We start from the raw sequence: 22,457 nt of genomic DNA, 5'->3' as shown, positions 1-22,457 counted from the left end.
GATCCGGTTTCAGGATGCGACGGCACAATACGCGCACCGTCGCGGTAACTTATCAGCCGCGGGAAGCGAAACAGGCGAACCCGCTCTTCTTCAAGGACCTGCAGGCATTCTGGGCGGCATCGGATTCATCGAACCCGGAGAAGCGGGCGCGATAAAGGGTGGTGCCGTCACGGGTCACTTTCTCCGTGAAGGGGGAAGCCTTCGCCAGAAGTTTGCCCGATTTCGTGCGGGCAGCGTCAAGCATGGCCTTGGCCTTGTCCTCGTCATCCGTTGCGCCGAGCTGGATGACCCATCCCGTGATGGCGGGGCGAGCGGCCTGCTTGGGCTCCGGAGCTTCGACCTTCGGGGCTTCCGCCTTCGGCGTTTCAGCCTTCAAGGCAGCCGTCTTCATCGGAACATGGTTCTCGATCTTGGCGAGAAGGGCCGCCTTTTCCTTGTCGGACGGGCCGGTATCGCTCTCAAGGGCCGCATAGGCCTGCGTATTCTGCGGCAGGGCCTCGGGGCCCTTCTGCCAACGGACTGCCGGGCCCGAGGAGGAGGGAGTCGTGGTCGAGCTGGCGCCTGCCGCCGAGGCGACGACCGGGCGCAGCGAGTTCAGGTCGAGAGGCTTGCGGGCCGGCGGGGGCGGAGCGGCGGGCTCGGCGGCGGCGGTCGTCTCGACGCGAGCGCTCGGCGTCGGCGAGGCGTCGGCTACGACGACCGGGCGGGCTGCCGCGGCATTCTCCGCTACCATCGGGGCCGTGCGCGCGCCGGCATAGGCGCGCGGCAGGTTGGAATCGATGAGGGAGGCCATCGTCCTGTCGCGAAGGGTAGCCGAGCGGCCGCCGAGCACGACGGCGATGAGATGGCGATCCTCCGTCTTGACGTTGGTCAGGATGTTGAAGCCGGAGGCGCCGATGAAGCCGGTCTTGATGCCGTCGACGCCTTCGATCTGTCCCAGAAGGCGGTTGTGGTTACGGTGGCTGGCGCCCTCGTAATTGAACACATGGGTGCTGAAATAGGGATAATATCTCGGGAAACGGTCCTGAATCGCCCGGCCGAGAATGGTCAGTTCCCGCGCCGTCGTGACCTGTCCGGGATTCGGCAGGCCGGATGCATTGCGGTAAACGGTCTTCATCATGCCGAGCGCCCGGGCCTTCCGGGTCATCTGCTCGGCGAAAGCCTCTTCGGTGCCGGCCAGGTTTTCCGCGACCGTGACGGCGATATCGTTCGCTGATTTCGTGACCAGCGCCTTGATCGCGTCCTCGACTTCGATGGTGCTGCCCGGGGGCAGGCCGAGCTTGGAGGGGGACTGGCGGGCCGCTTTTGCGGATACGCGCAGGGGGGTCTGAAGCGTTACCTTGCCCTGCTCTAGCTGCTCGAACAGCAGGTACAGGGTCATGACCTTCGTGATCGAGGCCGGGTGGCGCAGGGCGTCCGCATTTTCGGCCTCGAGGATACGCCCGGTCTTGGCGTCGACGACAATGGACGCAGAAGGGGGATTGTAGCCGCCCCCGGATTTAACCTTACGGCGAGCCGCTTCGGCCGGGCTGGTGAGGGCAATGGCGATCGATGTAGCAATGCCGACGAGTGCAAATGTCTTACGGCGTCTGGCCCAAACGCATACCGAATTCATCCTGTAACCGTCCCTGTCTTAGCTTGGTCTCAGGCTCCGCACCGGCCGCTCCTTTTGGAGATCGTTGCCGGCACAACACACTTTCCAACGGTAAGGGGTTGCGGTTACGGGTGGGTTAACGCCGTCGACTTTTGGGTATCGAATTGTGCACTGCACAATTTTATTGACATATTTTGTGCAGTGCATATATTAACGTTATCGCATCTGGCGGACATCTTCGCCAGCGAAAAAGTTAACAGCTGAGGTTTACGATGATCCAGCCTTTCGATCAGTTTCAGAAGTTCGGCCAGGACAATCTGGATGCTACCATGAAGGTGCTCGGCACCCTCTCCAAGGGAGCCCAGGCCATTGCGGTCGAGTCGGCCGAATTCGCCAAGAAGGCGTTCGAGCAGAACTCCGCGGCCGTAGAGCAGCTCCTGGGCGCCCGGTCCCTCGACAAGGCTGTCGAGATTCAGGCCGATTATGTGCGCAAGTCCTACGACGGCCTTGTCAGCCAGTCGGCCAAGTTCGGCGATTTCTATTCGACGCTCGCGACCGAGGCGTTCAAGCCCTATGAAGGCCTCATGGCCAGGGCTGTGTCCGCCTGACGCCACGCGCCCGTCGAGAATAAATTGAAATGCCCGGCCATCGCGCCGGGCTTTTTGCTTTCGTGTGCCGTGGGCCGAGCCGTTAAGAGAGCAAAAATGCAAACAGGGGCTCGAATTCAGCCGCCTGTGCGACCATGTTCAGGATATCGCTCTTTCAGGGAAGCCTGCGACGACCCATCTGGTTGATCTGGCGAACCGAATAGGGCGACTATACATTTGGATATGCGTCGCGGTCGATAACAAGCCTCAGGCTGCGGGGACATAACCAGATGAAGAGGGTCGATCGATATATCATGCTGCGGATAGCTCAGGGCGCTTCCGTCCGGTCAAAGGCATTTCCCATGTCCGGTGCCGGGCCCCAGTCCCCCGGTGGCGGTGACGATGGTCGTTCCGGAACGGCAATCGTCACGAAAGCCAAACCGCGTACGAAACGTCCGAACCTGTACCGCGTTCTCCTTCTGAACGATGATTACACGCCGATGGAGTTCGTGGTGCATGTGCTGGAGCGCTTCTTCAACAAGAACCGTGAGGATGCGACCCGGATCATGCTGCATGTGCACCAGAATGGCGTGGGCGAATGTGGAGTTTTTACCTACGAAGTTGCGGAAACGAAGGTGACTCAGGTGATGGATTTCGCCCGGAAACACCAGCATCCGCTTCAATGTGTAATGGAAAAGAATTAGCCGAGACAACCGTCTCTTAAAGGACAAGCCGTTGCCGAGCTTTTCTCGCAGTCTTGAACAAGCCCTTCACCGAGCCCTCGCCCTGGCGGGCGAGCGCCGTCATGAATACGCGACGCTGGAGCATCTGCTGCTCGCGCTGATCGACGATCAGGACGCGGCGGCGGTGATGCGAGCCTGCAACGTCGATATTGAGCTTCTGCGTCGCAACCTGGTGGAATACGTCGATAGCGAGCTTGCGAATCTCGTCGCCGATGGACGTCAGGATTCCAAGCCGACCGCCGGCTTCCAGCGGGTCATCCAGCGGGCGGTCATCCATGTGCAGTCCTCCGGCCGGGACGAGGTGACGGGCGCCAATGTGCTCGTCGCGATCTTCGCCGAGCGGGAAAGCCATGCTGCCTACTTCCTGCAGGAGCAGGATATGACCCGCTACGACGCGGTCAACTACATCAGCCACGGCATCGCCAAGCGTCCTGGCCTGACGGAAGGCCGCGCGCCGCGCGGTACGGAGGAGGAATCCTCCGAGCGTCCGACCTCGGACGAGTCCGATACCCGTGCCAAGAAAAAGGGTGACGCGCTCGACGCTTACTGCGTCAACCTCAACAAGAAGGCGAGAGACGGGAAGATCGATCCGCTCATCGGCCGTGAGCTTGAGGTGCAGCGCACGATCCAGGTTCTGTGCCGCCGCCAGAAGAACAATCCGCTCCTCGTCGGCGATCCCGGCGTCGGCAAGACCGCCATTGCAGAAGGTCTGGCCCGCAAGATCGTGCGCGGCGAGGTGCCGGAAGTCCTCAAGGATGCGACCGTGTTCGCCCTCGACATGGGCACGCTGCTCGCAGGCACCCGCTATCGCGGCGATTTCGAAGAGCGCCTGAAGCAGGTGATGAAGGAGATCGAGGCCCATCCGAACGCCATCATGTTCATCGACGAGATCCATACGGTAATCGGCGCCGGTGCGACGTCGGGCGGCGCGATGGATGCGTCGAACCTCCTCAAGCCCGCCCTGGCGCAGGGAACGCTGCGCTGCATCGGCTCGACCACCTACAAGGAATACCGCCAGTATTTCGAGAAGGATCGGGCCCTCGTTCGCCGCTTCCAGAAGATCGACGTGAACGAGCCGACGGTGCCGGATGCAATCGAGATCGTGAAGGGCTTGAAGCCCTATTTCGAGGAGTTCCACAAGCTCCGCTACACCAACGAGGCCGTGAAGGCCGCGGTGGAGCTCTCCGCGCGCTACATCAATGATCGCAAGCTGCCGGACAAGGCCATCGACGTGATCGACGAGACCGGCGCATCGCAGATGCTGCTGCCGGAGAACAAGCGCAAGAAGACCATCGGCATCAAGGAAATCGAGGCGACCATCGCCACGATGGCCCGCATTCCGCCCAAGACCGTTTCCAAGGACGATGCGACGGTGCTGGCCAACCTGAAGGAGACCCTCCAGCGGGTCGTCTATGGTCAGGACAAGGCCATCGAGTCGCTGACCTCGGCGATCAAGCTTGCCCGCGCGGGCCTGCGCGATCCCGAGAAGCCGATCGGCGCCTATCTCTTCGCGGGCCCGACCGGCGTCGGCAAGACGGAGGTGGCCAAGCAGCTCGCCCTGTCGCTCGGCGTGGAGCTGCTGCGCTTCGACATGTCGGAATACATGGAGCGCCACACGGTCAGCCGCCTCATCGGCGCGCCTCCCGGCTATGTGGGCTTCGATCAGGGCGGTCTCTTGACCGACGGCATCGACCAGCATCCCCATTGCGTGCTCCTGCTCGACGAGATCGAGAAGGCGCATCCGGATCTGTTCAACATCCTGCTCCAGATCATGGATCACGGGAAGCTGACGGACCACAACGGCAAGCAGGTCGATTTCCGCAACGTGGTCATCATCATGACCACGAATGCGGGCGCCGCCGACATGGCCCGCCCGGCCTACGGCTTCACCCGCACCAAGCGGGAAGGGGACGACACCGAGGCTGTCAACAAGCTGTTCGCGCCGGAGTTCCGCAACCGGCTCGATGCCATCATCTCCTTCGGTCACCTGCCCAAGGAAGTGGTGCAGAAGGTGGTCGACAAGTTCGTGCTTCAGCTCGAGGCCCAGCTCGCCGACCGCAATGTCACCATCGAGCTGTCGGACGAAGCCCGCGACTGGCTGACTGAGCATGGCTATGACGAAGCCATGGGCGCCCGCCCGATGGCCCGCCTGATCCAGATGACCATCAAGACGCCTTTGGCCGACGATGTCCTGTTCGGTCGCCTGAAGGACGGCGGTGCGGTCCGCGTCGTCGTGAAGACGGACGAGATCGGGCTTCAGACGCTCGGCTTCGAATATCCCGAAGGGCCGGTAAAGCCGAAGCCTGAGAAGGATGTCACGGCCAAGCGGAAGCCAAGGGCGAAGTCGGCCGGTTCGGCGAAGCCGAAAAAAGTCGTGAAACCAAAAGGTTCAGGTGGTAATGGGGGCGGAGGCATCCGCACCGTTCCCAAGGTTCCCCTGGTTAAGGCATGACGACCGATTTGCACGAAGGCCCTCTCGAGGCCGCCCCTACCATCACCAAGGTGAAGCCGACCTGGCGCGAACAGCGCCGGGCCCGGCGTCGCCGACGCGTATGGTTCGAGGAAATTCTGGCCTGGATCCTCGTGCCGGTTATCATTGTCGGCTGCTATTGGGCGGTCGAAGTGGCCCTGAATGCCGTCGGTACGTCATCTTCGGCGATCATTGACGGCATTCGCACCATCAACGCCAGCCGCTGAGCGTCGACATCGAAGCGATACCCTAACTCTCCGAATGCCTGCAGGGTGGACCCTAATCCTCTTCCCGATGCCGGAAGGGAGTGGCCGCCGAGAGTTCATCGGCCGCCTCAGACACATACATCCGCTCCTGATCGAGATAGGACTTCACCGCCTTCCGTAGCGAAGGATCCGCGATGTCATGTGCGGAGGAGGTGATGACGGGCCTGTAGCCGCGCGCCAGCTTATGCTCGCCCTGCGCGCCGGCCTCGACCCGGTCGAGTCCCTTCGCGATGGCGAATTCCATGGCCTGATAGTAGCAGACCTCGAAATGCAGGAAGGGGTGCTCCTCGATGCATCCCCAGTTGCGGCCATAAAGCCGCCGATCGCCGACGAAGTTGATCGCGCCCGCGATATGGCGCCCGTTGCGCTTGGCCATGACGAGAAGAATCTGCTCGGCCATCCGCTCGCCGATCAGGGAAAAGAAGCGGCGGTTCAGATAAGGACGGCCCCATTTGCGCGCGCCGGTATCCATGTAGAAGGCGAAGAACGCATCCCAGTGAGTTTCGGTAATGTCGCTGCCGGTCACCCATTCGATGGAGATGCCGTCCGCCAGGGCGTCCCGACGCTCGCGCCGGATCACCTTGCGCTTGCGGGAGGCAAGAGCAGCGAGGAAATCCTCGAAACTGCGATAGCCCTCGTTGAACCAGTGGAACTGCTGGTCGTCGCGGCGCAGAAAGCCTTGCGATGTCAGGGCGTTCAGATCTCTTTCCTGAAGGAAGGTCGCATGGATCGAGGAGGCGCCGGTCTGATCACGCACGGCGCGCAGGCCCGCGATCAGATGGGCGCGAATGGTCTCGGCATGGGGACCCTCGGGCGTCAGGAGGCGCGGGCCGTTGACGGGTGTGAACGGAACCGAGACCTGAAGCTTGGGATAGTAATGCCCGCCTGCTCGGGCATAGGCATCCGCCCAGGCATGATCGAACACGTATTCGCCCATGGAATGGGACTTGAGATAACAAGGCGCTGCGCCCAGAAGCGCTCCCGCATCGTCCTCGACGAGCACATGCAAAGGTGCCCAGCCGGTCTTCGCCCCGACGCAGCCGGCATCTTCCAGGGCGGAAAGGAAAGCGTGGGTGACGAAGGGATTGAACGGGTCTTCATCGCCAACCGAAGCCTTATCACGCGTGATGGCGCAGGCATCCCAGGCGGCGGCGGGGACCGCCTTCAATCCTTGAGCAATTTTGACTTGGAGCGTCACGGTAAAGAAGGATCTCGCCGTTGAGCCCTATAGGTAGGGTCCCGGCGCGATCCTGACAATCGCCAGGGCAGGATGGGTGCCCGCAGCATCGGCGGTTTGTCACGCTGGCGTTAGGTCCGCGCTCCCATCGTCACTCTGTGCTAGATTGATCGGCATGAGCGATTTTTCCGCCTGCATGGAAGGACGATCCTCATGCCCCGCACAATTCGTCGAACCATTACCACTCTATGCTTGGCTGCAATCGGTCTCATGACGACCGCTCGGCTCGGCGACGCGTCCGGCCAGCCTGTCGCGCAGCAATCGGCGCCGGCTCAGCCTTCCGCCGGTGGAACGCCGGAGAACATCCCGTTCGATATTCCTTATGGAACGCCGATCAATCTCGACCGTGCGAAACAAATTCTCGCTGCGGCGGAGAATGAGGCAAGGAAGCGTAACTGGAAAATGAATATCGCCGTCGTCGATCCGAATGGAGAGCTGATCCATTTCGCCCGGATGGACGGTGCGCAGCTCGCCTCCATCGGGATTTCGCAGAACAAGGCGCGGACTGCGGCGCGGTGGCGGCGTGAGACGCGCGTCTTCTACAACCTGTTCGAAACGAACCACCCCTATGTCGCTACCCTGGATCCCCTTCTCGCGGCGTCCCCCGGCGGCTTTCCGCTCGTCGAGGACGGCAAGCTGATCGGCGCGATCGGTTGCAGCGGCGGCACAGGGGATCAGGACGCGCTCGTCTGCAAAGCCGGCGTGGATGCGCTCCGATGACGGCCTGAGGCCGCATCTTGAGCCGCATCTCGGGAAGAGGTCCGAGGGGGCACGATCCTTTCGAAAACCGAGGTCCGCGCTTGCCGGCACGGACCCCGATTTCGGATCGCTGTTTAGGGAAGGAAGCCTTCGAACACCATCTGGTCCGCATGCTTTTCGGCCCGCGCCCGGTCTTCCGGATTGCGCACGGTCCAGGTCATGACGGGCATCTGGCCGAGGAGTTTGCAGAGATAGGGCGGCGCAGATGGCAGGTCGCTCACCTTCCACGACAGGAAATGCGGCTGCGACTCCCCGAGATGGAGCAGGTTCGCAAGACGGAACTTCAGCTCCGGCGACAGGATCTCATCGGTCTTCGAAGCGTAATGCAGCTCGGCGATGATGCCGCGCGTGATGTTCGGCGCGAAGGTGCGCAGGGCCGCCACGATATCCGGATCGAACGACTTCACGACGAACGGCCCGTGATAATCCTTGAGGATCTCGCAGACCCGCTTCGTCAGGCGCAGATCGCCGTTGAACTTGCTTTTGATCTCGATGACGAGGGGCGTGCGCCCGGCGATCTGGCCCAGGAAACCCTTGAGGGAGGGGATCTTGTCGCCCTTCACGGATCCGGAGATGCCGATCTTCGTCAGATCGTCGACCTTGCGGTCGATCACAAGGCCGTGCTCGCCGGTCAGACGCGCGAGGTCGAAATCGTGAAAGACGATGGCCTCGCCGTCGGCCGTCAGTTGAACGTCGCACTCGATCGGGAAGCCGCGCTCGATGGCAGCTTCCGCTGCGGCAAGTGTGTTCTCGATGATGCCGTTGGCTTTGTTGTGCAGGCCGCGATGGGCGATGGGCTTCGCGACAATCCAGCTGGGCGTGCTCATTGGACTTCGAACATCCCTTCGACCTCGACGCAGGCATCGAGCGGCAGCTCGGCGACGCCGATGGTGGAGCGGGCATGGCGGCCCTTGTCGCCCAGTGCTTCGACCATCAGGTCGGATGCGCCGTTCATGACGGGCGCTAGGCCTGCGAAGGTCGGGACGGCATTGATGAAACCGCCGAGACGCACGCACCGCACGACCCGGTCGAGATCGCCGATTGCCGCCTTCAGCTGCGCGAGCAGGTTGATGGCGCAGAGGCGGGCGGCCTGCTGGCCGATTTCGGGCGAGATCTCGGCGCCGAGCTTGCCCTTGTGGGCATCGCCGAGCTTGCCGTCGAGGCCGAGGCAAAGCTGGCCGGAGATGACGATCAGGTTGCCCGTGCGGACGAACGGCACGTAATTCGCCACCGGAGCGGCCGGAGTCGGCAGGGTGATGCCCAAACCCTGAAGTTTCTTTTCAACAGTGCTCATATGAAGCCTCGGCTTGCGATGATCCGGCAACCTTGTGGCGGATGAGCCAGAGAGACGCAAGCTGGAACATTGCCGTGTCCGCAGGAGGGTTCTATCTTATGGAGAGAGACCCAGGAGGATCCATGCGCTCCCTGTTGACGGTATCGAGCCTTTTCGTTGCCATGCTTGTGCCGGCCGCCGCCGAAACGGCGAAACCCGCGGTGCAGCTCATTCCGCATCGGGCCGTTTACGACCTTTCCCTCATCCGCTCGGAGGGCTCGCGCGGCCTGGACAACGCGAGAGGGCGCATCGCCATGGATTTCGGCGGTGACGCCTGTGACGGCTACACCCTGAAATACCGTCAGGTGACGGTCCTCAACAGCAACGAGACGGGCTCGCGCACCCTCGACACCCAGACCGCTACCTTCGAAGCCGGGGACGGTCTGTCCATGCGCTTCAAATCCGTCTCCTCCGTGGGAGGCCAGGGCGGAGATGGGGTCGACGGCGATGCGAAGCTCGGGCCCGACGGCTCGCTCGACGTAAGCCTCAAGCAGCCCAAGCGGGCGAGCTTTTCCGCCGGAGGCCGGGCGATTTTTCCGACCGAGCATCTCAAGCGCCTGATCGAGGCCGCCCGAAACGGCGACAACACGGTCGCCATCAAGGTCTATGACGGCTCCGACGATGGCAAGAAGGTCTATGACACCCTGGCGCTGATTGGCCACAGGATCGAGCCTGGGGCAGGCGACAACCTCGAAGAGCCCGTCCGCCAGGACGTGTTGGCGAAGGTGCCGCGCTGGCCGGTGACGGTCAGCTATTTCGCGGAAGGAAGCGCGGACCGCATGCCGGCCTACAAGGTCTCGTTCGAGCTCTACGAGAACGGGATCAGTCGGGCCTTGAGGCTCGATTACGGCGACTTCACCTTGAAGGGCGACCTGCAGAGCCTGCAGATCCAGCCGGACCGGAAGCAGGCGGCCTGTCAGCGCTGAGGCTTGCGCAGCGCGATCCCCTTCTGCAGAGCGGCCGCGCCGAATTTCTCGCGGATCTTGTCGATGGCTGATTCCATATGGGCCTGTTTGACAACGGTCTGATCGGCGAGGTCGCCCTTATCCGCCTCCGCAGCATCGCAGAGATCGGCGGCGCCGATGCCGATAAGGCGATAGGCGGTGCCGTCGCAGGCGCTCTTCAGCAATTGCCGCGCAGGCTCGAACAGGCGGATGGCGAGTTGGGTCGGTGCAAGGCTTGATCGGGTCCGTGTGATGAGCCTGAACTCCGTGTCCTTGAGTTTGAGCGTCACGCTGCGTCCCGCGAGCCCTGCCGCCTTCATGCGGCGAGAAACCTTCTCCGACAGGCGCCACAGGGTGGGCTCCAGGTCTTCGAACGATCTCAGATTCGTGTCGAAGGTCGTTTCCGCCGAAATGCTCTTGGTCTCCCGCTCGGGCTTTACGGGTCGCTCGTCCTGTCCCCAGGCTATGCGCGACAGGCGTTGGGCGTCGCGGCCGAGCGCCTCGAAGAGGGCTTTCAGGGATGCGTCCCTCAGATGCGCGATCTTCGTCACCCCCGCCTTGGCGAGCCGGTTCTGGGCCGAGGCGCCGATGCCGGGAATAATCGAGACGGGCTTGTCGGCCAGGAAGTCGGCGGCCTCTTCCCGCCCGATGATCGAGAAACCGCGCGGCTTTTCGAAATCCGAGGCGATCTTGGCCAGGAACTTGTTGTAGGACAGGCCGACCGAGATGGTGATGCCGATCTCGTTCTCCACCCGTTTGGCGAATTTCGCCAGAGTAAGGGCAGGGCTACCATGGTGCAGCCGCTCCGTGCCGGAGAGATCGAGAAACGCTTCGTCGATGGAGACCGGCTCCACCAACGGCGTGAGTTCGAACATCAGGTCCCGCACGGCGCGTCCGGCGATGCGGTATTTGTCGAGGCTCGGCTTGATCACCACCGCATGCGGGCAGGCCTGGAGCGCCTTGAACATGGGCATGGCCGAGCGCACGCCATAGGTGCGCGCCACGTAGCAGGCGGTCGAGACCACCCCGCGTTTGCCGCCGCCGATGATCACCGGCTTGTCGGCAAGGCTCGGGTCGTCGCGTTTCTCCACCGCGGCGAAAAAGGCATCGCAATCCACATGGGCGATGGACAGGGAATCGCGCTCCCGGTGCCTGAGCAGGCGAGGGGATCCGCACGAGGGGCAGCGCTCCGCCGTCGCGTTGGCGGAAGGCGTCAGGCAATCGCGGCAGAGGGGAGCGCTCATGGACGCCTCTTACTATTCGAACTCCGAGGGCGAGAGAGTCCAATGGGCTTCCATGATACGCTCCGGCTTCATCTGCAATTCCTTCGCCAGGGCGATCAACAGCGGCTCGTCGGCGGCCACGTAATCGAGGATTCCGGCCAGAAAGCCGGGTGCCGTGGCGGCGGAGCGGATCGTATCCACATGCAGGCCGGAGACGGCGAGAAACCGGCTCAACCGTTCCTCGTCGCCGGTGATGTAGGAGAACGCGCTCAACGCCACGTTTTCGGCCTCATCGACGGTAATCTTCCTGATCGGCGTTTTCATGCCTGGGATTTGCATTTCATCAATAGGTTTCAATCTAAGGTCATCATCGGACGAATATGCGGGCCGGTGAAGTCAGTTTTTGGGCCCTGGGACATCGGCAATGAAGAAGACCGTGCTCATCGTTGAGGATAACGAACTCAACATGAAGCTTTTCAACGATCTCCTCGAGGCGCATGGCTATGCCACCCTGAAGACGGGGCATGGCATCGAAGCCATGGAGCTTGCAAGAGCCCATAAGCCTGACCTGATCCTGATGGATATCCAGTTGCCAGAGGTCTCCGGCCTGGAAGTCACCCGCTGGCTCAAGGCCGACGACGAGTTGAAATCCATTCCCGTCATCGCCATCACCGCCTTCGCCATGAAGGGCGACGAGGAGCGGATCAGGGAAGGCGGCTGCGAGGCCTATCTGTCCAAGCCGATCTCGGTGGCGAAGTTCATCGCGACCGTCAAAACCTATCTCGACGCGGATAACTTCGCTTCATGAACGGGACGGTTCTGATCGTCAGCACCGTCGTCCGCAGAGCCAGAATTCTCGAAAAGCCTCTGACGGAGGCCGGGTTCAAGGTCGTCGTCGCGACAAGCGGGCGGGACGGCATCGCCCTGTGCCGTCGGGGCAGCGTGGATATCGTGCTCCTGGAGGCGCTCCAGCCGGATCTCGACGGCTGCGCCTTCTGCCGACTGCTCAAGGGCGAGCCGGCCTTGCGCCATCTGCCTGTCGCCCTCATCACCGAGGAGTGCGAGCCCCGGCAGCGTTTTCAGGCGCTTCTTGCGGGAGCGAACGAATGCCTGTCCTTCCCGATGGCGGAAATGCCGTTCCTGATGCGGTTGCGCAGCCTCGTCGTCCTTAAGGGCCTCACCGATGCGTTCCGCCGCGCCGCCACGATCGCCGGCATCGCCGAGCCGACCGTCCCGACGGCCCGGACACGGGTTCTCGTGCTCGATCCCGATTCCCGTTCCCGCGAGCGCCTGGAAGAGGTCCTGTCCCCGGAATTTCCGTTCGTCACGGCGATGGGGGCGGATCAGGCCGTCGCTCGCATGGCCGAAGGGGCCTGCGGCGTCGTTCTCCTGGACCTTGCCTCGATGGACGGCACGACGCCGATGGCGTCCGTTCTGTATCGACATCTGCGGATGGCCGCCCATGCAGGCAGCCTCCGTCTCATCGGCCTCGGCGACGGACCGGACAGTCTCGGAAGCGACCCCTCCGAGAGTGGGGTGGACGACGTTCTGTTCCGTCCCATCGACCGGAGCGAGGTTCTCGCGCGGGTGCGCCTTGCCGTCCGCAAACAGGGCCTGAATGCAGCGTTGAAGGGGCTTGAAACGGGCCTCGACAGTGCTGTCTCGGAAGCGGACCTTTCGCGACAGACGCTTCCACCCGCCCGACTTGCCGCGTGAGACATTTCATGGAAATCGCTTCTTGTTTTCCACAGAACTCGTGATAGCCTCCCCCGTAATTCCCGCATTAGGGCGGCTTCGAGCGCTTGCGTCGCTCGATGTTTCCTATATGTTCATGCCATAACACTCCGGAGTTAGCGGAGTAGATATGCCCTACGGATGCTCAGGTCCGCCGCATCTCCTGGGACTTCGTGGGCTCGGCCAGGCTGGAGGCGGATCGTTGCCTCCTCAACACCGTCTCCAGCTGGCCACCTCTTTTTCTGAAATATAGAAGGCGCCGCGAGGCGCCTTTTTGTATGGGCGGGTACAATCGGCCGGTTGCGGGATGCCGAAGCCTCTTTTCCCCTGACGCTGGACACGGATGGGCGCATTCAGCAAGCCGTCGCGCCGGAGGGCTCATGCCTTCTTCAGGAAGCAGGTCTTCAGCACCAAGCCTTTGACCTTCTCGGCATTGCACTCGATCTCCTCCTCGTTGTCGGTGAGGCGGATGTTCTTGATCGTCGTGCCCCTTTTGAGGGTGACGGAGGTGCCCTTCACCTTGAGGTCCTTGATGACCTGAACGGAATCTCCATCGCTCAGTCGGGTACCGTTGCTGTCCTTCACGACGATATCGTCACTCATGTCGATCTCCTGATCCTTTTATATCGCCGTATCAAAGCAAACCGCCCTGGAGAACGGTTCTCATGGTCTTAGAGCATCGTGCGCAAAAGTGGATCCGGTTTTGCGGCCACACAATGCTCTCATCAAAAGAGAAAGCATCGGATGATCCTAAAAGTGGAAGCCACTTTTAGGTCCGATGCTCTAGCCGCTTGAAACATGACCAAGACAAGCGGCATACAGCAAAATTCGAGCCCGACCACGCCTTAAGAACATGATCGGGCTCCAATCGCCAAGCCAGATGGCTTGATCTCTCTGTTCGCGAGAGCATTTTCCGCAAAGGTGAATCCGGTTTGCGGAAAATGCGTCTTCCTCACCGTTATGAGGTCGGAGGAGCGTCTTCCTTGACAGGCCCCCGAGGCTTGGCTGGTTTGCGCGCCCGGTTCTTCGATGAAACCGCCAGCGGCGCCAAGCTCGCCGTAACCGGGTTCGGATAGTGCTCCAGGGTCGAACCAGTTGCGGCATCGACCCCCATGCCGACAATGCCGCCGATGAGAACGTTGCCTGCAAAACCGGCCGCGCCTGCTCCTGCCACGCGAGTCTGGATCGCCACTTCCTCGCTTCGATACCCTTCCTTTGAGAAGGTCGCGATGAATTCCGATTTCCTGCTAACTTCAAGCGTGCAAGGCGTCGTCGGACAGGTAAGACCCGTCGAGGTCCGCATGGCTGCAGGTGGATCAGAGGTAAAGGTGATCTGCTCTGTCGTGCCACGTGTGACGGTGGCGCAAGCCCCCAAAGATAAACAGCTCGCGATTATCGCGAGTAGAAATATGCGCACAATGCCCCCCAACTGCTCTGCTGTTATGATGTTTACTCGTCTGTACGAGATGTAACAGCTAAGATGCTAGAGTATTGCCTATCAAGGCTGGTATTCAACTTGTTAACAGGCCGAAGTGATAAGGTTTTTGTGTTTGCAAGGGCGCGCCGGGGCTCATTCATTCGCCTCACGGTAGGGCTCCGAAAGAAAAACCGCCTCCTTACGGAGGCGGTTCTCATGACTTCAAAAGCTTTCCGGAAAGCCGGATTACTTAATCTTGGTTTCCTTGAACTCGACATGCTTCTTTGCGACGGGGTCGTACTTCTTCATCGCGAGCTTATCGGTCATCGTGCGCGAATTCTTTTTCGTCACGTAGAAATAGCCCGTGTCGGCGGTGGAGACGAGCTTCACTTTGATGGTTGCGGCTTTGGCCATGGTCAAACCTCTTAGATCCGGTGCTTCGGCGGAATGGGAACTTGGCCGAAACGCAAAAGCCGGGCGAACCCGGCCGAAAATTCGTGCTGCTCCATGCACGATTATCCCCATTCCGTCAAGGGTTTCCCTACGCGGGGATGATCCAAGGTTCGGCCGAAAAGGTGGGCTTCGAGGGCTAAAGCTCCTCCCGCACGAAACTGCCGCGCTTCTGGTAGTAGAAGGGAACCGGTAGCTCATGGGTGAACCCGTTGGAGATCCTGGCCTCCAGCTCCTCCAGAATGACCTTCGTGATCGGCATCAGGTCGAGGGCCTTCGCCTGCGTCAGCGTCACCCAGGTCGTCTCCACGAGCTCCGAATCCGGGCCGATCACGCCCTCGACCGATTCCGCGATAGAGGTACGGTCGACGGCGAAGAAGCGCGTGTCGAATCGCTTCACCCGGTGTGGTGGAGTGATGGCCCGGGCCACCACCTGCAGCCCTTCGAGATCGGGAAAGACGCCCCGCTCCCGGAACGCGGCCCAGGTGCCGGCGGGCGCGCTGTCCGGCCCGCCATATTCCTTGGTGCCGAGCAGGATGCCGGTTTCCTCGAAGGTTTCACGGATCGCCGCCAGCGCCAGGGCCCGGCTGCGCTGGGAGGAGGGGCGTGTCACCCGCGCCATCAGGGCCTGCTCGGCACGGGGATGGAGCATGCCGACTACCGACATGGAGCGATCCCCGGCCTCGACCCGCCCACCGGGAAAGACGAAGACGCCGGGCATGAACTTGTGCCCGGCATGCCGGCGTCCCATCAGGACCTTCGGATTCTTTCCCTTCCGATCGACGATGATCAGGGTGGCGGCGTCGCGTGGGGTGATTTTCGTGAGAGCCGAGTCATGCGCCTCGGAGGCGCGGAGATTCGTCTGTTCCAATGTCTGCGTCACGCCCGATCTCCCCTTCCATCGCCTTGCGGGCGCGCGCCGCCCCGAAACCATGCATCCCTAACGCGTATTGCAGGCCGACGACAGCGCCTTTGACCGGCTGCATGAGGATCAGGCACAGGACGAGGGTCAGGGCGGGCCAGATGGCGAGGTGAATCCATATCGGCATCTCAAGCTTGGTCTCGGTCATGAGAATGCCGTAACCGATCAGATGGCCGACGATGAAGATCACGATATAGGGCGGAAGGTCGTCCGCCCGGTGGTGGTGAAGTTCCGTGCCGCAGGCTTCGCACCGGTCGGTCACCTTCAGAAAACGACCGAAGAGCCGCCCCTCGCCGCAGGCCGGGCAACGGCCCAGGAAGCCGCGCTTCATGGCCGTGACTCGGCTGATGGGTTCGGATGGAACCGGCTCGGAAAACGAGGGCATTGCAATTCCTTCAATCAGGCGCGACTGCGCCGTTTGACCTTCACTTTGGGCGCCGCGCGACGGCTCGGCTTGCCTGCCTTGGCGCCGCGCGCTTTCTTCGCCCCCTGGGGCTTGCGGCTGAAACGCCCCTCGGAGAGCAGCTCGAACCGCAAAGCGCCCGCGACGGGAGCCGCTTCCACCAGCTTCACCTGAACCCGGTCGCCGAGCCGGTAGGTTTCGCCCGTGCGCTCGCCGCGCATGGAATGGGTCTTTTCGTCGTAACGGTAGTAATCGGCCCCGATCGTCCCTGCCGGAACGAAGCCGTCAGCGCCGGTCTCCTTGAGCTTGATGAATAGACCGGCCTTGGTCACGCCCGAGATCTGCCCCTCGAATATGGCTCCGATCCGGTCGGCGAGGAAGTGCGCGATCAAGCGGTCGATTGTCTCACGTTCCGCCGCCATGGCGCGCCGCTCCGCCGCCGAGATGCGGGCGCTGATCTCGATCAGCTCCGCGCGGGTGGTATCGGCGGGGAGCCCGTCCTTGCCGAGTTTCAGCGCCCGGATCAGCGCGCGGTGCACGATGAGGTCGGCATAGCGGCGGATGGGGGAGGTGAAGTGCGCGTAGCGCCTCAGGTTGAGGCCGAAATGGCCGTAATTCTCGGCGGAATATTCGGCCTGCGACTGGGAGCGCAGCACGACCTCGTTGATGAAGAGCTGATGCTCCGAGCCCTCGACGGTGCGCAGGATGCGGTTGAACAGCTCCGGCTTCAGCGCGCCCGTGGTCGGCAGCTTCAAGGCGATGGAGGCCAGGACCTCGCTGAGTGCCCGCATCTTTTCCAGCGAAGGCTCGTCATGGACCCGATAGATCAGGTCCGACTTGGCCTTCTCCAGGGTCTCGGCGGCGGCGACATTGGCGAGGATCATGAATTCCTCGATCAGCCGGTGCGCTTCCAGCCGCTCGGGCACGAAGATCCGGTCGACGGTGCCATCGGGTTTGAGCACGATCTTGCGCTCGGGCAGATCGAGGAAGAGCGGTTCGCGGATGTCGCGCGCCTTCTTCACGGTCTCGTAGGCCGCCCAAAGGGGCTTGAGGATCGAGTCGAGAATGGGACCCGCCGTCTCGTCCGGCCTGCCGTCGATGGCATCCTGCGCCTGTTGATACGAGAGCTTCGCAGCCGAGCGCATCATCACCCGGTGGAAGCTGTGGTTCTTTTTACGCCCGTCGGGGCCGATCACCATGCGTACGGCAAGCGCCGGGCGGGGCTGGTGCGGGCGCAGCGAACACAGGTCGTTCGAAATCCGCTCCGGCAGCATGGGCACGACCCGATCCGGGAAATAGACCGAGTTGCCGCGCTCCTGCGCGTCGCGGTCCAGCGCCGAGCCGGGACGGACATAAGCCGACACATCGGCAATCGCCACGGTGACGATGAAGCCGCCCTTGTTGTCTTCATCCTCGTCGCGCACCGCATGGACCGCGTCGTCATGGTCCTTGGCGTCGGGCGGGTCGATGGTGACGAGGGGGACGTCGCGCCAATCCTCGCGCCCGGCCAGGGTGGCATGCTCGGCCCTTTCCGCCTCGGCCAGGGCAGCGGCGGGAAAGTCGCTTGGAATGTTGTGGGTGTGGATGGCGATCAGGCTCACCGCCTTCTCGGATTTCAGCGAGCCGAGCCGCTCCTTCACCTTGGCATGAGGCAGGCCGAAACGGCCGTGCTTCACGATCGAGGTGGCGACGAGATCACCATCGCGGGCTTCGCCCTCGTCGCCGGGGCGGACCAGCAGTTCCTTCTCGCGCGATTTCTTGTCCACCGGAACGAGCCGCCCGCCGCCTTCGGGGAGCGCCTGGAAGATGCCGAGCACCTGCGCCCGCTGCTTGGCAAGGATCTTGGTGACCCGGCCCACATAGCGATGGACGTCGCCCTGCTTCAGCGGATCGACCCGCAGCAATGCCCGGTCGCCGACGCCGGCCACCGGCATGCCGGGGCGCGGCTTGCGCGAAGGAATGATGATGATGGTCGGAATGGGTCCGTATTCTTCCTCGTCCCATTCGGTAGGCTCGGCGATCAGCTCGCCATCCCGGTCCCGCCGCTTGATGTCCGCGAGGACGACCGGTGGGAGCTGGCCCGCCTTGTGCACGGTCTTGCCGCGCCGGTCGACGATGCCCTCGATTTCCAGATCCTTCAGCAGCTGCTTCAGCCAGATGCGGTCGCTGCCCTGGACATTGAAGGCGCGGGCGATTTCCCGCTTGCCGACTTTACCGGAGGAACTCGTGATGAAGGCGACGACGTCCTCCCGGGAGGGCAGGGTCGCGGTCGAGGTTTTGGAACGTTTAGCCAAGGAGGAAACTCTTCGCGTTCATATGCTCTTGTGGCATGCGGGCACCGCCACGGCTAGCGCATCGTGCGGAAAAGTGGACCCGGTTTTCCGGATACACCGATGCGCCGCTTAAGGAAATGAGCATCGGATTGCTCCCAAAAGTGGAGTCCACTTTTGGGTCCGATGCTCTAGCCCGGGCCGCTATCGCCCATGATGACGCGCGAGACGCTGTGATGGATCCAAACCGCCATTCAAGACAAAAAAAAGGCCCCTTGCGGAGCCTTTGAGGGACCGGCTCGTGGGGGCAGAATGAGCCGGTGATGCCTGTCAACGTGGGATTCAAACGAAGGTTCCGCAGGTTTCAAAAAATTTCTGAAATTTTTTTCGAGGTGGTCGTCGTGGGGCAGCCGCCGCTCCCGCGGGCGGGTTCGCAGGCGGAAAGCGCGCTGATTATTTGAAGTAACGCATTTGAGCCGCCGCCTTCCAGGACCGGGGGGCGGGAATGTGATACAAAGGCATTTGGCGCGTCCCCATGGCGGCAACCGGGAAACGATCCGTCATCGATCGATCCTGAGAGCCTGGTTGATCGCATGATCCTGCGGCGAACCGGCATCCGCTTCGTCTGGACATGCTCGAGAGGGAGATCCCATGTTCCGGTTCCTCGCCTTCACGCTTGTCCTTGCCGCAACCTCCGCCCTCGCTGCCGAGGATATTCCGCATCTCGACATTCAATCCACCTGCAAGGCCGCCGTCCCTCTGGTCCCTCAGGATCGTTCTCCGCAGGAAAACTGCATGAGGGACGAGACCGACGCCCGTGGCGAACTCGACAAGAAGTGGACCAGCTTTCCGGCAGCCCTGCGGGCGCGGTGCGTCGAGGAAACGAATATCGGCGGGTATCCCAGCTATGTGGAAGTACTCACCTGCCTCCAGATCGCCACCGGCAATGCTGCGCAAGCGCCAAGCGAGAAGACCTATAGCCGTCCACGCCGGTAGCGGGAAACGACGGGCGTCCCGCAAGGCTGCCGAACGTCACGTCACCCGACATCAAGGTTGCCTGATATCAGGATCGTCAGATATCCAGATCCGCCTCGTTCGCGAAGGCCGCCCGTTCCTGGATGAAGGTGAAGCGGGCCTCGGGCTTGTTGCCCATCAGGCGCTCGACCGCGTCTCCGGTCTCCGGACGCTCGTCCGCCTCGACCACCACTTTCAGGAGCAGGCGCTTCTTCGGATCCATGGTGGTTTCCTTCAACTGGGCCGGCAGCATCTCGCCGAGGCCCTTGAAGCGGCCGATCTCCACCTTGCTGTTGGCCTTGAAGGCGGTTTTGAGGAGCCTGTCCCGATCCGCCTCGTCGCGCGCATAGACCGTCTTGCCGCTGTGGCTGAGGCGGAACAGCGGCGGCACGGCGAGGTAGAGATGGCCCGCATCGATGAGGCGCGGCATCTGCCGGTAGAAGAAGGTGATGAGCAGCGAGGCGATATGCGCGCCGTCCACGTCTGCGTCGGTCATGATGATGACCTTCTCGTAACGCAGATCCGCATCCCGGTAATGGGAGCCCGTGCCGCAGCCGAGCGCCTGGACGAGGTCGGAAAGCTGCTGGTTCTGGTGCAGCTTGTCCCGGCCGGCCGAGGCCACGTTGAGGATCTTGCCGCGCAGGGGCAGGATCGCCTGGCTCTTGCGGTCGCGCGCCTGTTTGGCCGAGCCGCCCGCCGAGTCGCCCTCGACGATGAACAGTTCCGATCCCGCTGCGCCCGCATTGGAGCAATCGGCGAGCTTGCCGGGCAGGCGGAGCTTGCGGGTCGCCGTCTTGCGGGCGACCTCCTTCTCCTGGCGCCGGCGCAGGCGCTCCTCGGCCCGGTCGATGACCCAGTCGAGGATCTTGTTGGCCTGGAGCGGGGAGGCGGCGAGCCAGTGGTCGAAGGTGTCGCGAATGGCGGTCTCGACGATGCGGCCTGCTTCCAGGGTCGCCAGCTTGTCCTTGGTCTGGCCTTGGAATTCCGGCTCGCGGATGAAGACCGAGAGCATGGAGGCACAGGTCGCCATCACGTCGTCGGTGGTCGCCGGCGCCATGCGCTTCTGCTGGCCGACACGCTCCGCATGGTCGCGCAGGCCCCGCAGCAGCGCGATGCGCAGGCCGTTCTCATGCGTGCCGCCTTCGGGGGTCGGCACGGTGTTGCAGTAGGAGGAGGAGAACCCATCCTCGTTCGCCATCCAGGCCACCGCCCATTCGAGCGAGCCGTGTCCACCCTGCTTGGTGATCTTGCCGGAAAAGATCTGGTCGGTGACGAGCTCTTTTCCGTCGATGTCGTGGGCGAGGTAATCCTTGAGCCCGTTTGGAAACTTGAAGGTGGCCTCGGCCGGAACGCTGTCGGCGCCTTCGAGCAGCGACGGGGCGCATTTCCAGCGGATCTCGACGCCGCCGAAAAGATAGGCCTTGGAGCGCGCCATCTTGAACAGGCGCCGGGGCAGGAAATGCGCATCCTTGCCGAAGATCTGGTGATCGGGCTTGAAGCGCACCTTCGTGCCGCGCCGGTTGAGCACCCGGCCCACTGTCTCGAGCTTGGTCTGGGGAATGCCGCGCGAGAAGACCTGACGATAGAGGGTCTGGCCGCGCGCGACCTCGACCTCGAGAATCTCGGAGAGGGCGTTCACCACCGACACGCCGACGCCGTGCAGGCCACCGGAGGTCTCGTAAACCTTCGAATCGAACTTACCGCCGGCATGCAGGGTGGTCATGATGACCTCGAGCGCCGACTTCTTCGGGAATTTCGGATGCGGGTCGACCGGGATGCCGCGGCCGTTATCCATGACCGACAGCCAGCCGCCTTCCTCCAGTTCCACCTCGATGAAGCTCGCGTGGCCCGCGACCGCCTCGTCCATGGAATTGTCGATCACCTCGGCGAAGAGGTGGTGCAAGGCCTTCTCGTCCGTGCCGCCGATATACATGCCGGGGCGGCGGCGGACGGGCTCGAGCCCTTCCAGCACTTCGATGGCGGACGCGTCGTAGCCGCTCTCGCCGGGGGTGCCCTGCGGGGCATTGCGGGAGACTTTGGCGGCGGCACTTCTGGCGGAGGCCGGCGCAGCCCGCTTCACAGGCGCCGCTTCGTTGCCCCCGAAGAGATCGTCGTTATCAGTCATTGGGACCTTGGTCCGTGATGATTCGCGTTTCTTGACACTGCTTTTCATTCCTCAATTCATACGAGAACAAAACGTAAACGTGAAGTGCGATAGTGAAGCACAAGCCATAAAATTCGCTGATGGGGAAGACCTGTCATTCTCATGTCACCTCTAAAGGCGATCTTCACTCGAAGGCGAGGAACTGTTTAGCTATCATTCACGTTGGCTGGATACGCTTAGCGAAAGCTTAATGGAGGATCACCGTGACGATGCGGACGACCGTGGGAACGGCGCAACAGCTCCACCTGACCCGAGCCGCGCGAACCGCCGGTGAAGCCTTTGCCTTCGACGAGCCGGAGAACCTGGATCAGCCGTCGCGGACCCGCAAGTCGACGACCTTGTTCTGGCTGGGACTGGCGGCGGCTGCCCTGGCCGCGCTTTACTTCATCACCCGCTAGTCGTCTGTTTTTCCTTCATCCTGCTTGCCCTGCAGCAGGCGGTGAAGCACGTTTTCGAGCGGCCTTCCCATGATCAGCAGGATCAGGGCAATCGCGATGCCGGTCAGTGTAATCAGCCAAGCTCCCAGGCCCGCCGTGATGCCGAGCACGGCCGCGGTCCAGACGGTCGCGGCCGTTGTGAGGCCCTTGACCTCCATGCGGCCGATATTGCGAAGGATGACGCCCGCTCCAAGAAAGCCCAGGCCGGTCATGATGCCCTGAATCACGCGACTCAGGGCATCCTGATTGTAAATGATTCCGCCATAGACCGAGCCTGACAGGACCAGCATCGCCGCGCTCAGCGAGACGAGGGCGAGCGTCCGCATGCCCAGGGGCTTGCTCGTGAGTTCCCGGTTCAGGCCGATGGACATGCCCGCCAGCGTGGCGACCACGAGGCGGAGCATGATCTCGACCTGATCGGGAGACAACCGGTCCATCGCTATCCTTAGCGCATCGTGCGGAAAAGTGGACCCGGTTTTCCGCATACAAC

General features: G+C 62.4%; 25 protein-coding genes. 11 read left to right on the top strand and 14 right to left on the bottom strand.

Translation table 11 applies throughout. The features are described from left to right. Positions 1–52 precede the first annotated feature (52 nt). Positions 53–1,615, bottom strand: coding sequence for an SPOR domain-containing protein (locus AB4Y97_RS03835; RefSeq protein ID WP_441997677.1), 1,563 nt, complete (start codon positions 1,613–1,615; stop codon positions 53–55). Between the two features lie 251 nt (positions 1,616–1,866). Between AB4Y97_RS03835 and AB4Y97_RS03830 the strand changes: the two genes are divergently transcribed. The 4 genes from AB4Y97_RS03830 (at position 1,867) to AB4Y97_RS03815 (ending at position 5,621) form a co-directional block, all read left to right on the top strand. Next, entirely contained in the window at positions 1,867–2,202 is a 336-nt protein-coding gene (locus AB4Y97_RS03830; protein WP_441997676.1) for a phasin family protein, read from the top strand. A 341-nt stretch (positions 2,203–2,543) separates the two neighbouring features. Further along, positions 2,544–2,885 carry an ATP-dependent Clp protease adapter ClpS gene (clpS, locus tag AB4Y97_RS03825; protein ID WP_441997675.1) on the top strand — a complete coding sequence of 114 codons (342 nt, stop codon included), beginning with the start codon at positions 2,544–2,546 and terminating at the stop codon, positions 2,883–2,885. A gap of 31 nt (positions 2,886–2,916) precedes the next feature. Beyond that, the gene (gene clpA, locus AB4Y97_RS03820) at positions 2,917–5,376 is read left to right on the top strand and encodes an ATP-dependent Clp protease ATP-binding subunit ClpA (RefSeq protein WP_441997674.1); all 2,460 of its coding nucleotides are present in this window, start codon (positions 2,917–2,919) and stop codon (positions 5,374–5,376) included. Beyond that, entirely contained in the window at positions 5,373–5,621 is a 249-nt protein-coding gene (locus AB4Y97_RS03815) for a hypothetical protein (RefSeq protein WP_441997673.1), read from the top strand. The genes clpA and AB4Y97_RS03815 overlap by 4 nt, the downstream gene beginning before the upstream one ends. A 52-nt stretch (positions 5,622–5,673) precedes the next feature. Here AB4Y97_RS03815 and AB4Y97_RS03810 read toward each other — a convergent pair whose 3' ends face one another. Further along, on the bottom strand, positions 5,674–6,858 hold the full coding sequence (locus tag AB4Y97_RS03810; RefSeq protein WP_441997672.1) for a GNAT family N-acetyltransferase: 1,185 nt from the start codon (positions 6,856–6,858) through the stop codon (positions 5,674–5,676). Positions 6,859–7,107: 249 nt separating this feature from the next. On the opposite strand from AB4Y97_RS03810, the gene AB4Y97_RS03805 reads away from it, so the two are divergent. Next, on the top strand, positions 7,108–7,617 hold the full coding sequence (locus AB4Y97_RS03805) for a GlcG/HbpS family heme-binding protein (protein WP_441997671.1): 510 nt from the start codon (positions 7,108–7,110) through the stop codon (positions 7,615–7,617). A 113-nt stretch (positions 7,618–7,730) separates the two neighbouring features. Here the strand turns inward: AB4Y97_RS03805 and AB4Y97_RS03800 are convergent, their stop codons facing one another. Together AB4Y97_RS03800 and AB4Y97_RS03795 are read right to left on the bottom strand one after the other, a co-directional pair. Further along, a complete protein-coding gene (locus tag AB4Y97_RS03800) occupies positions 7,731–8,483 on the bottom strand; it encodes a glycerophosphodiester phosphodiesterase family protein (protein ID WP_441997670.1) in 753 nt (250 codons plus the stop codon). Beyond that, positions 8,480–8,950, bottom strand: coding sequence for a RidA family protein (locus AB4Y97_RS03795; protein WP_441997669.1), 471 nt, complete (start codon positions 8,948–8,950; stop codon positions 8,480–8,482). The genes AB4Y97_RS03800 and AB4Y97_RS03795 overlap by 4 nt, the downstream gene beginning before the upstream one ends. A 122-nt stretch (positions 8,951–9,072) precedes the next feature. On the opposite strand from AB4Y97_RS03795, the gene AB4Y97_RS03790 reads away from it, so the two are divergent. Beyond that, positions 9,073–9,915, top strand: a complete 843-nt coding sequence (locus AB4Y97_RS03790; RefSeq protein WP_441997668.1) for a cell envelope integrity EipB family protein — start codon at positions 9,073–9,075, stop codon at positions 9,913–9,915. On the opposite strand, the gene AB4Y97_RS03785 is transcribed toward AB4Y97_RS03790, so the two are convergent. Together AB4Y97_RS03785 and AB4Y97_RS03780 are read right to left on the bottom strand one after the other, a co-directional pair. Next, positions 9,906–11,177, bottom strand: a complete 1,272-nt coding sequence (locus AB4Y97_RS03785; RefSeq protein ID WP_441997667.1) for a DNA polymerase IV — start codon at positions 11,175–11,177, stop codon at positions 9,906–9,908. The two genes, AB4Y97_RS03790 and AB4Y97_RS03785, sit on opposite strands and share 10 nt — an antisense overlap. 12 nt (positions 11,178–11,189) lie before the next feature. Further along, a complete protein-coding gene (locus AB4Y97_RS03780; protein ID WP_441997666.1) occupies positions 11,190–11,480 on the bottom strand; it encodes a DUF3572 domain-containing protein in 291 nt (96 codons plus the stop codon). A 100-nt stretch (positions 11,481–11,580) separates the two neighbouring features. Here AB4Y97_RS03780 and AB4Y97_RS03775 point away from each other — a divergent pair, with 100 nt between their 5' ends. Then, positions 11,581–11,964 carry a response regulator gene (locus tag AB4Y97_RS03775; protein WP_441997665.1) on the top strand — a complete coding sequence of 128 codons (384 nt, stop codon included), beginning with the start codon at positions 11,581–11,583 and terminating at the stop codon, positions 11,962–11,964. After that, positions 11,961–12,872, top strand: coding sequence for a response regulator (locus AB4Y97_RS03770; RefSeq protein WP_441997664.1), 912 nt, complete (start codon positions 11,961–11,963; stop codon positions 12,870–12,872). Before AB4Y97_RS03775 ends, AB4Y97_RS03770 begins: the two co-directional genes overlap by 4 nt. Positions 12,873–13,268: 396 nt before the next feature. On the opposite strand, the gene AB4Y97_RS03765 is transcribed toward AB4Y97_RS03770, so the two are convergent. The 6 genes from AB4Y97_RS03765 to rnr form a co-directional block, all read right to left on the bottom strand. Next, positions 13,269–13,493: an alkylphosphonate utilization protein gene (locus AB4Y97_RS03765; RefSeq protein WP_441997663.1), complete on the bottom strand. Its 225-nt coding sequence runs from the start codon at positions 13,491–13,493 to the stop codon at positions 13,269–13,271. Positions 13,494–13,848: 355 nt separating this feature from the next. Next, on the bottom strand, positions 13,849–14,082 hold the full coding sequence (locus AB4Y97_RS03760) for a hypothetical protein (RefSeq protein WP_441997662.1): 234 nt from the start codon (positions 14,080–14,082) through the stop codon (positions 13,849–13,851). A 471-nt stretch (positions 14,083–14,553) separates the two neighbouring features. Continuing rightward, complete coding sequence (gene rpmG / locus AB4Y97_RS03755) at positions 14,554–14,721, bottom strand: 50S ribosomal protein L33 (protein WP_227384139.1); 168 nt, start codon at positions 14,719–14,721, stop codon at positions 14,554–14,556. 175 nt (positions 14,722–14,896) lie between these two features. Continuing rightward, positions 14,897–15,640, bottom strand: a complete 744-nt coding sequence (locus AB4Y97_RS03750) for an NUDIX hydrolase (RefSeq protein WP_441997661.1) — start codon at positions 15,638–15,640, stop codon at positions 14,897–14,899. After that, positions 15,591–16,064, bottom strand: a complete 474-nt coding sequence (locus AB4Y97_RS03745; RefSeq protein ID WP_441997660.1) for a DUF983 domain-containing protein — start codon at positions 16,062–16,064, stop codon at positions 15,591–15,593. The genes AB4Y97_RS03750 and AB4Y97_RS03745 overlap by 50 nt, the downstream gene beginning before the upstream one ends. A 14-nt stretch (positions 16,065–16,078) precedes the next feature. Continuing rightward, on the bottom strand, positions 16,079–18,376 hold the full coding sequence (rnr, locus tag AB4Y97_RS03740; protein ID WP_441997659.1) for a ribonuclease R: 2,298 nt from the start codon (positions 18,374–18,376) through the stop codon (positions 16,079–16,081). 299 nt (positions 18,377–18,675) lie between these two features. Here rnr and AB4Y97_RS03735 point away from each other — a divergent pair, with 299 nt between their 5' ends. Both AB4Y97_RS03735 and AB4Y97_RS03730 read left to right on the top strand, forming a co-directional pair. Continuing rightward, entirely contained in the window at positions 18,676–18,813 is a 138-nt protein-coding gene (locus tag AB4Y97_RS03735) for a hypothetical protein (RefSeq protein WP_441997658.1), read from the top strand. Between the two features lie 190 nt (positions 18,814–19,003). Beyond that, on the top strand, positions 19,004–19,348 hold the full coding sequence (locus AB4Y97_RS03730) for a hypothetical protein (protein ID WP_441997657.1): 345 nt from the start codon (positions 19,004–19,006) through the stop codon (positions 19,346–19,348). A 76-nt stretch (positions 19,349–19,424) separates the two neighbouring features. Here AB4Y97_RS03730 and parE read toward each other — a convergent pair whose 3' ends face one another. Beyond that, the gene (gene parE / locus AB4Y97_RS03725; RefSeq protein ID WP_441997656.1) at positions 19,425–21,491 is read right to left on the bottom strand and encodes a DNA topoisomerase IV subunit B; all 2,067 of its coding nucleotides are present in this window, start codon (positions 21,489–21,491) and stop codon (positions 19,425–19,427) included. Between the two features lie 242 nt (positions 21,492–21,733). Between parE and AB4Y97_RS03720 the strand changes: the two genes are divergently transcribed. After that, complete coding sequence (locus tag AB4Y97_RS03720) at positions 21,734–21,928, top strand: hypothetical protein (protein ID WP_441997655.1); 195 nt, start codon at positions 21,734–21,736, stop codon at positions 21,926–21,928. Here AB4Y97_RS03720 and AB4Y97_RS03715 read toward each other — a convergent pair. Next, the gene (locus AB4Y97_RS03715; RefSeq protein WP_441997654.1) at positions 21,925–22,404 is read right to left on the bottom strand and encodes an MgtC/SapB family protein; all 480 of its coding nucleotides are present in this window, start codon (positions 22,402–22,404) and stop codon (positions 21,925–21,927) included. The two genes, AB4Y97_RS03720 and AB4Y97_RS03715, sit on opposite strands and share 4 nt — an antisense overlap. Positions 22,405–22,457 lie beyond the last annotated feature (53 nt).

The sequence above is a fragment of the Microvirga sp. 2TAF3 genome, assembly GCF_052114965.1.
GTDB lineage: Bacteria > Pseudomonadota > Alphaproteobacteria > Rhizobiales > Beijerinckiaceae > Microvirga.
Note: the sequence above shows the minus strand (reverse complement) of the source record. Positions and strands in the feature narration are given on the sequence as shown.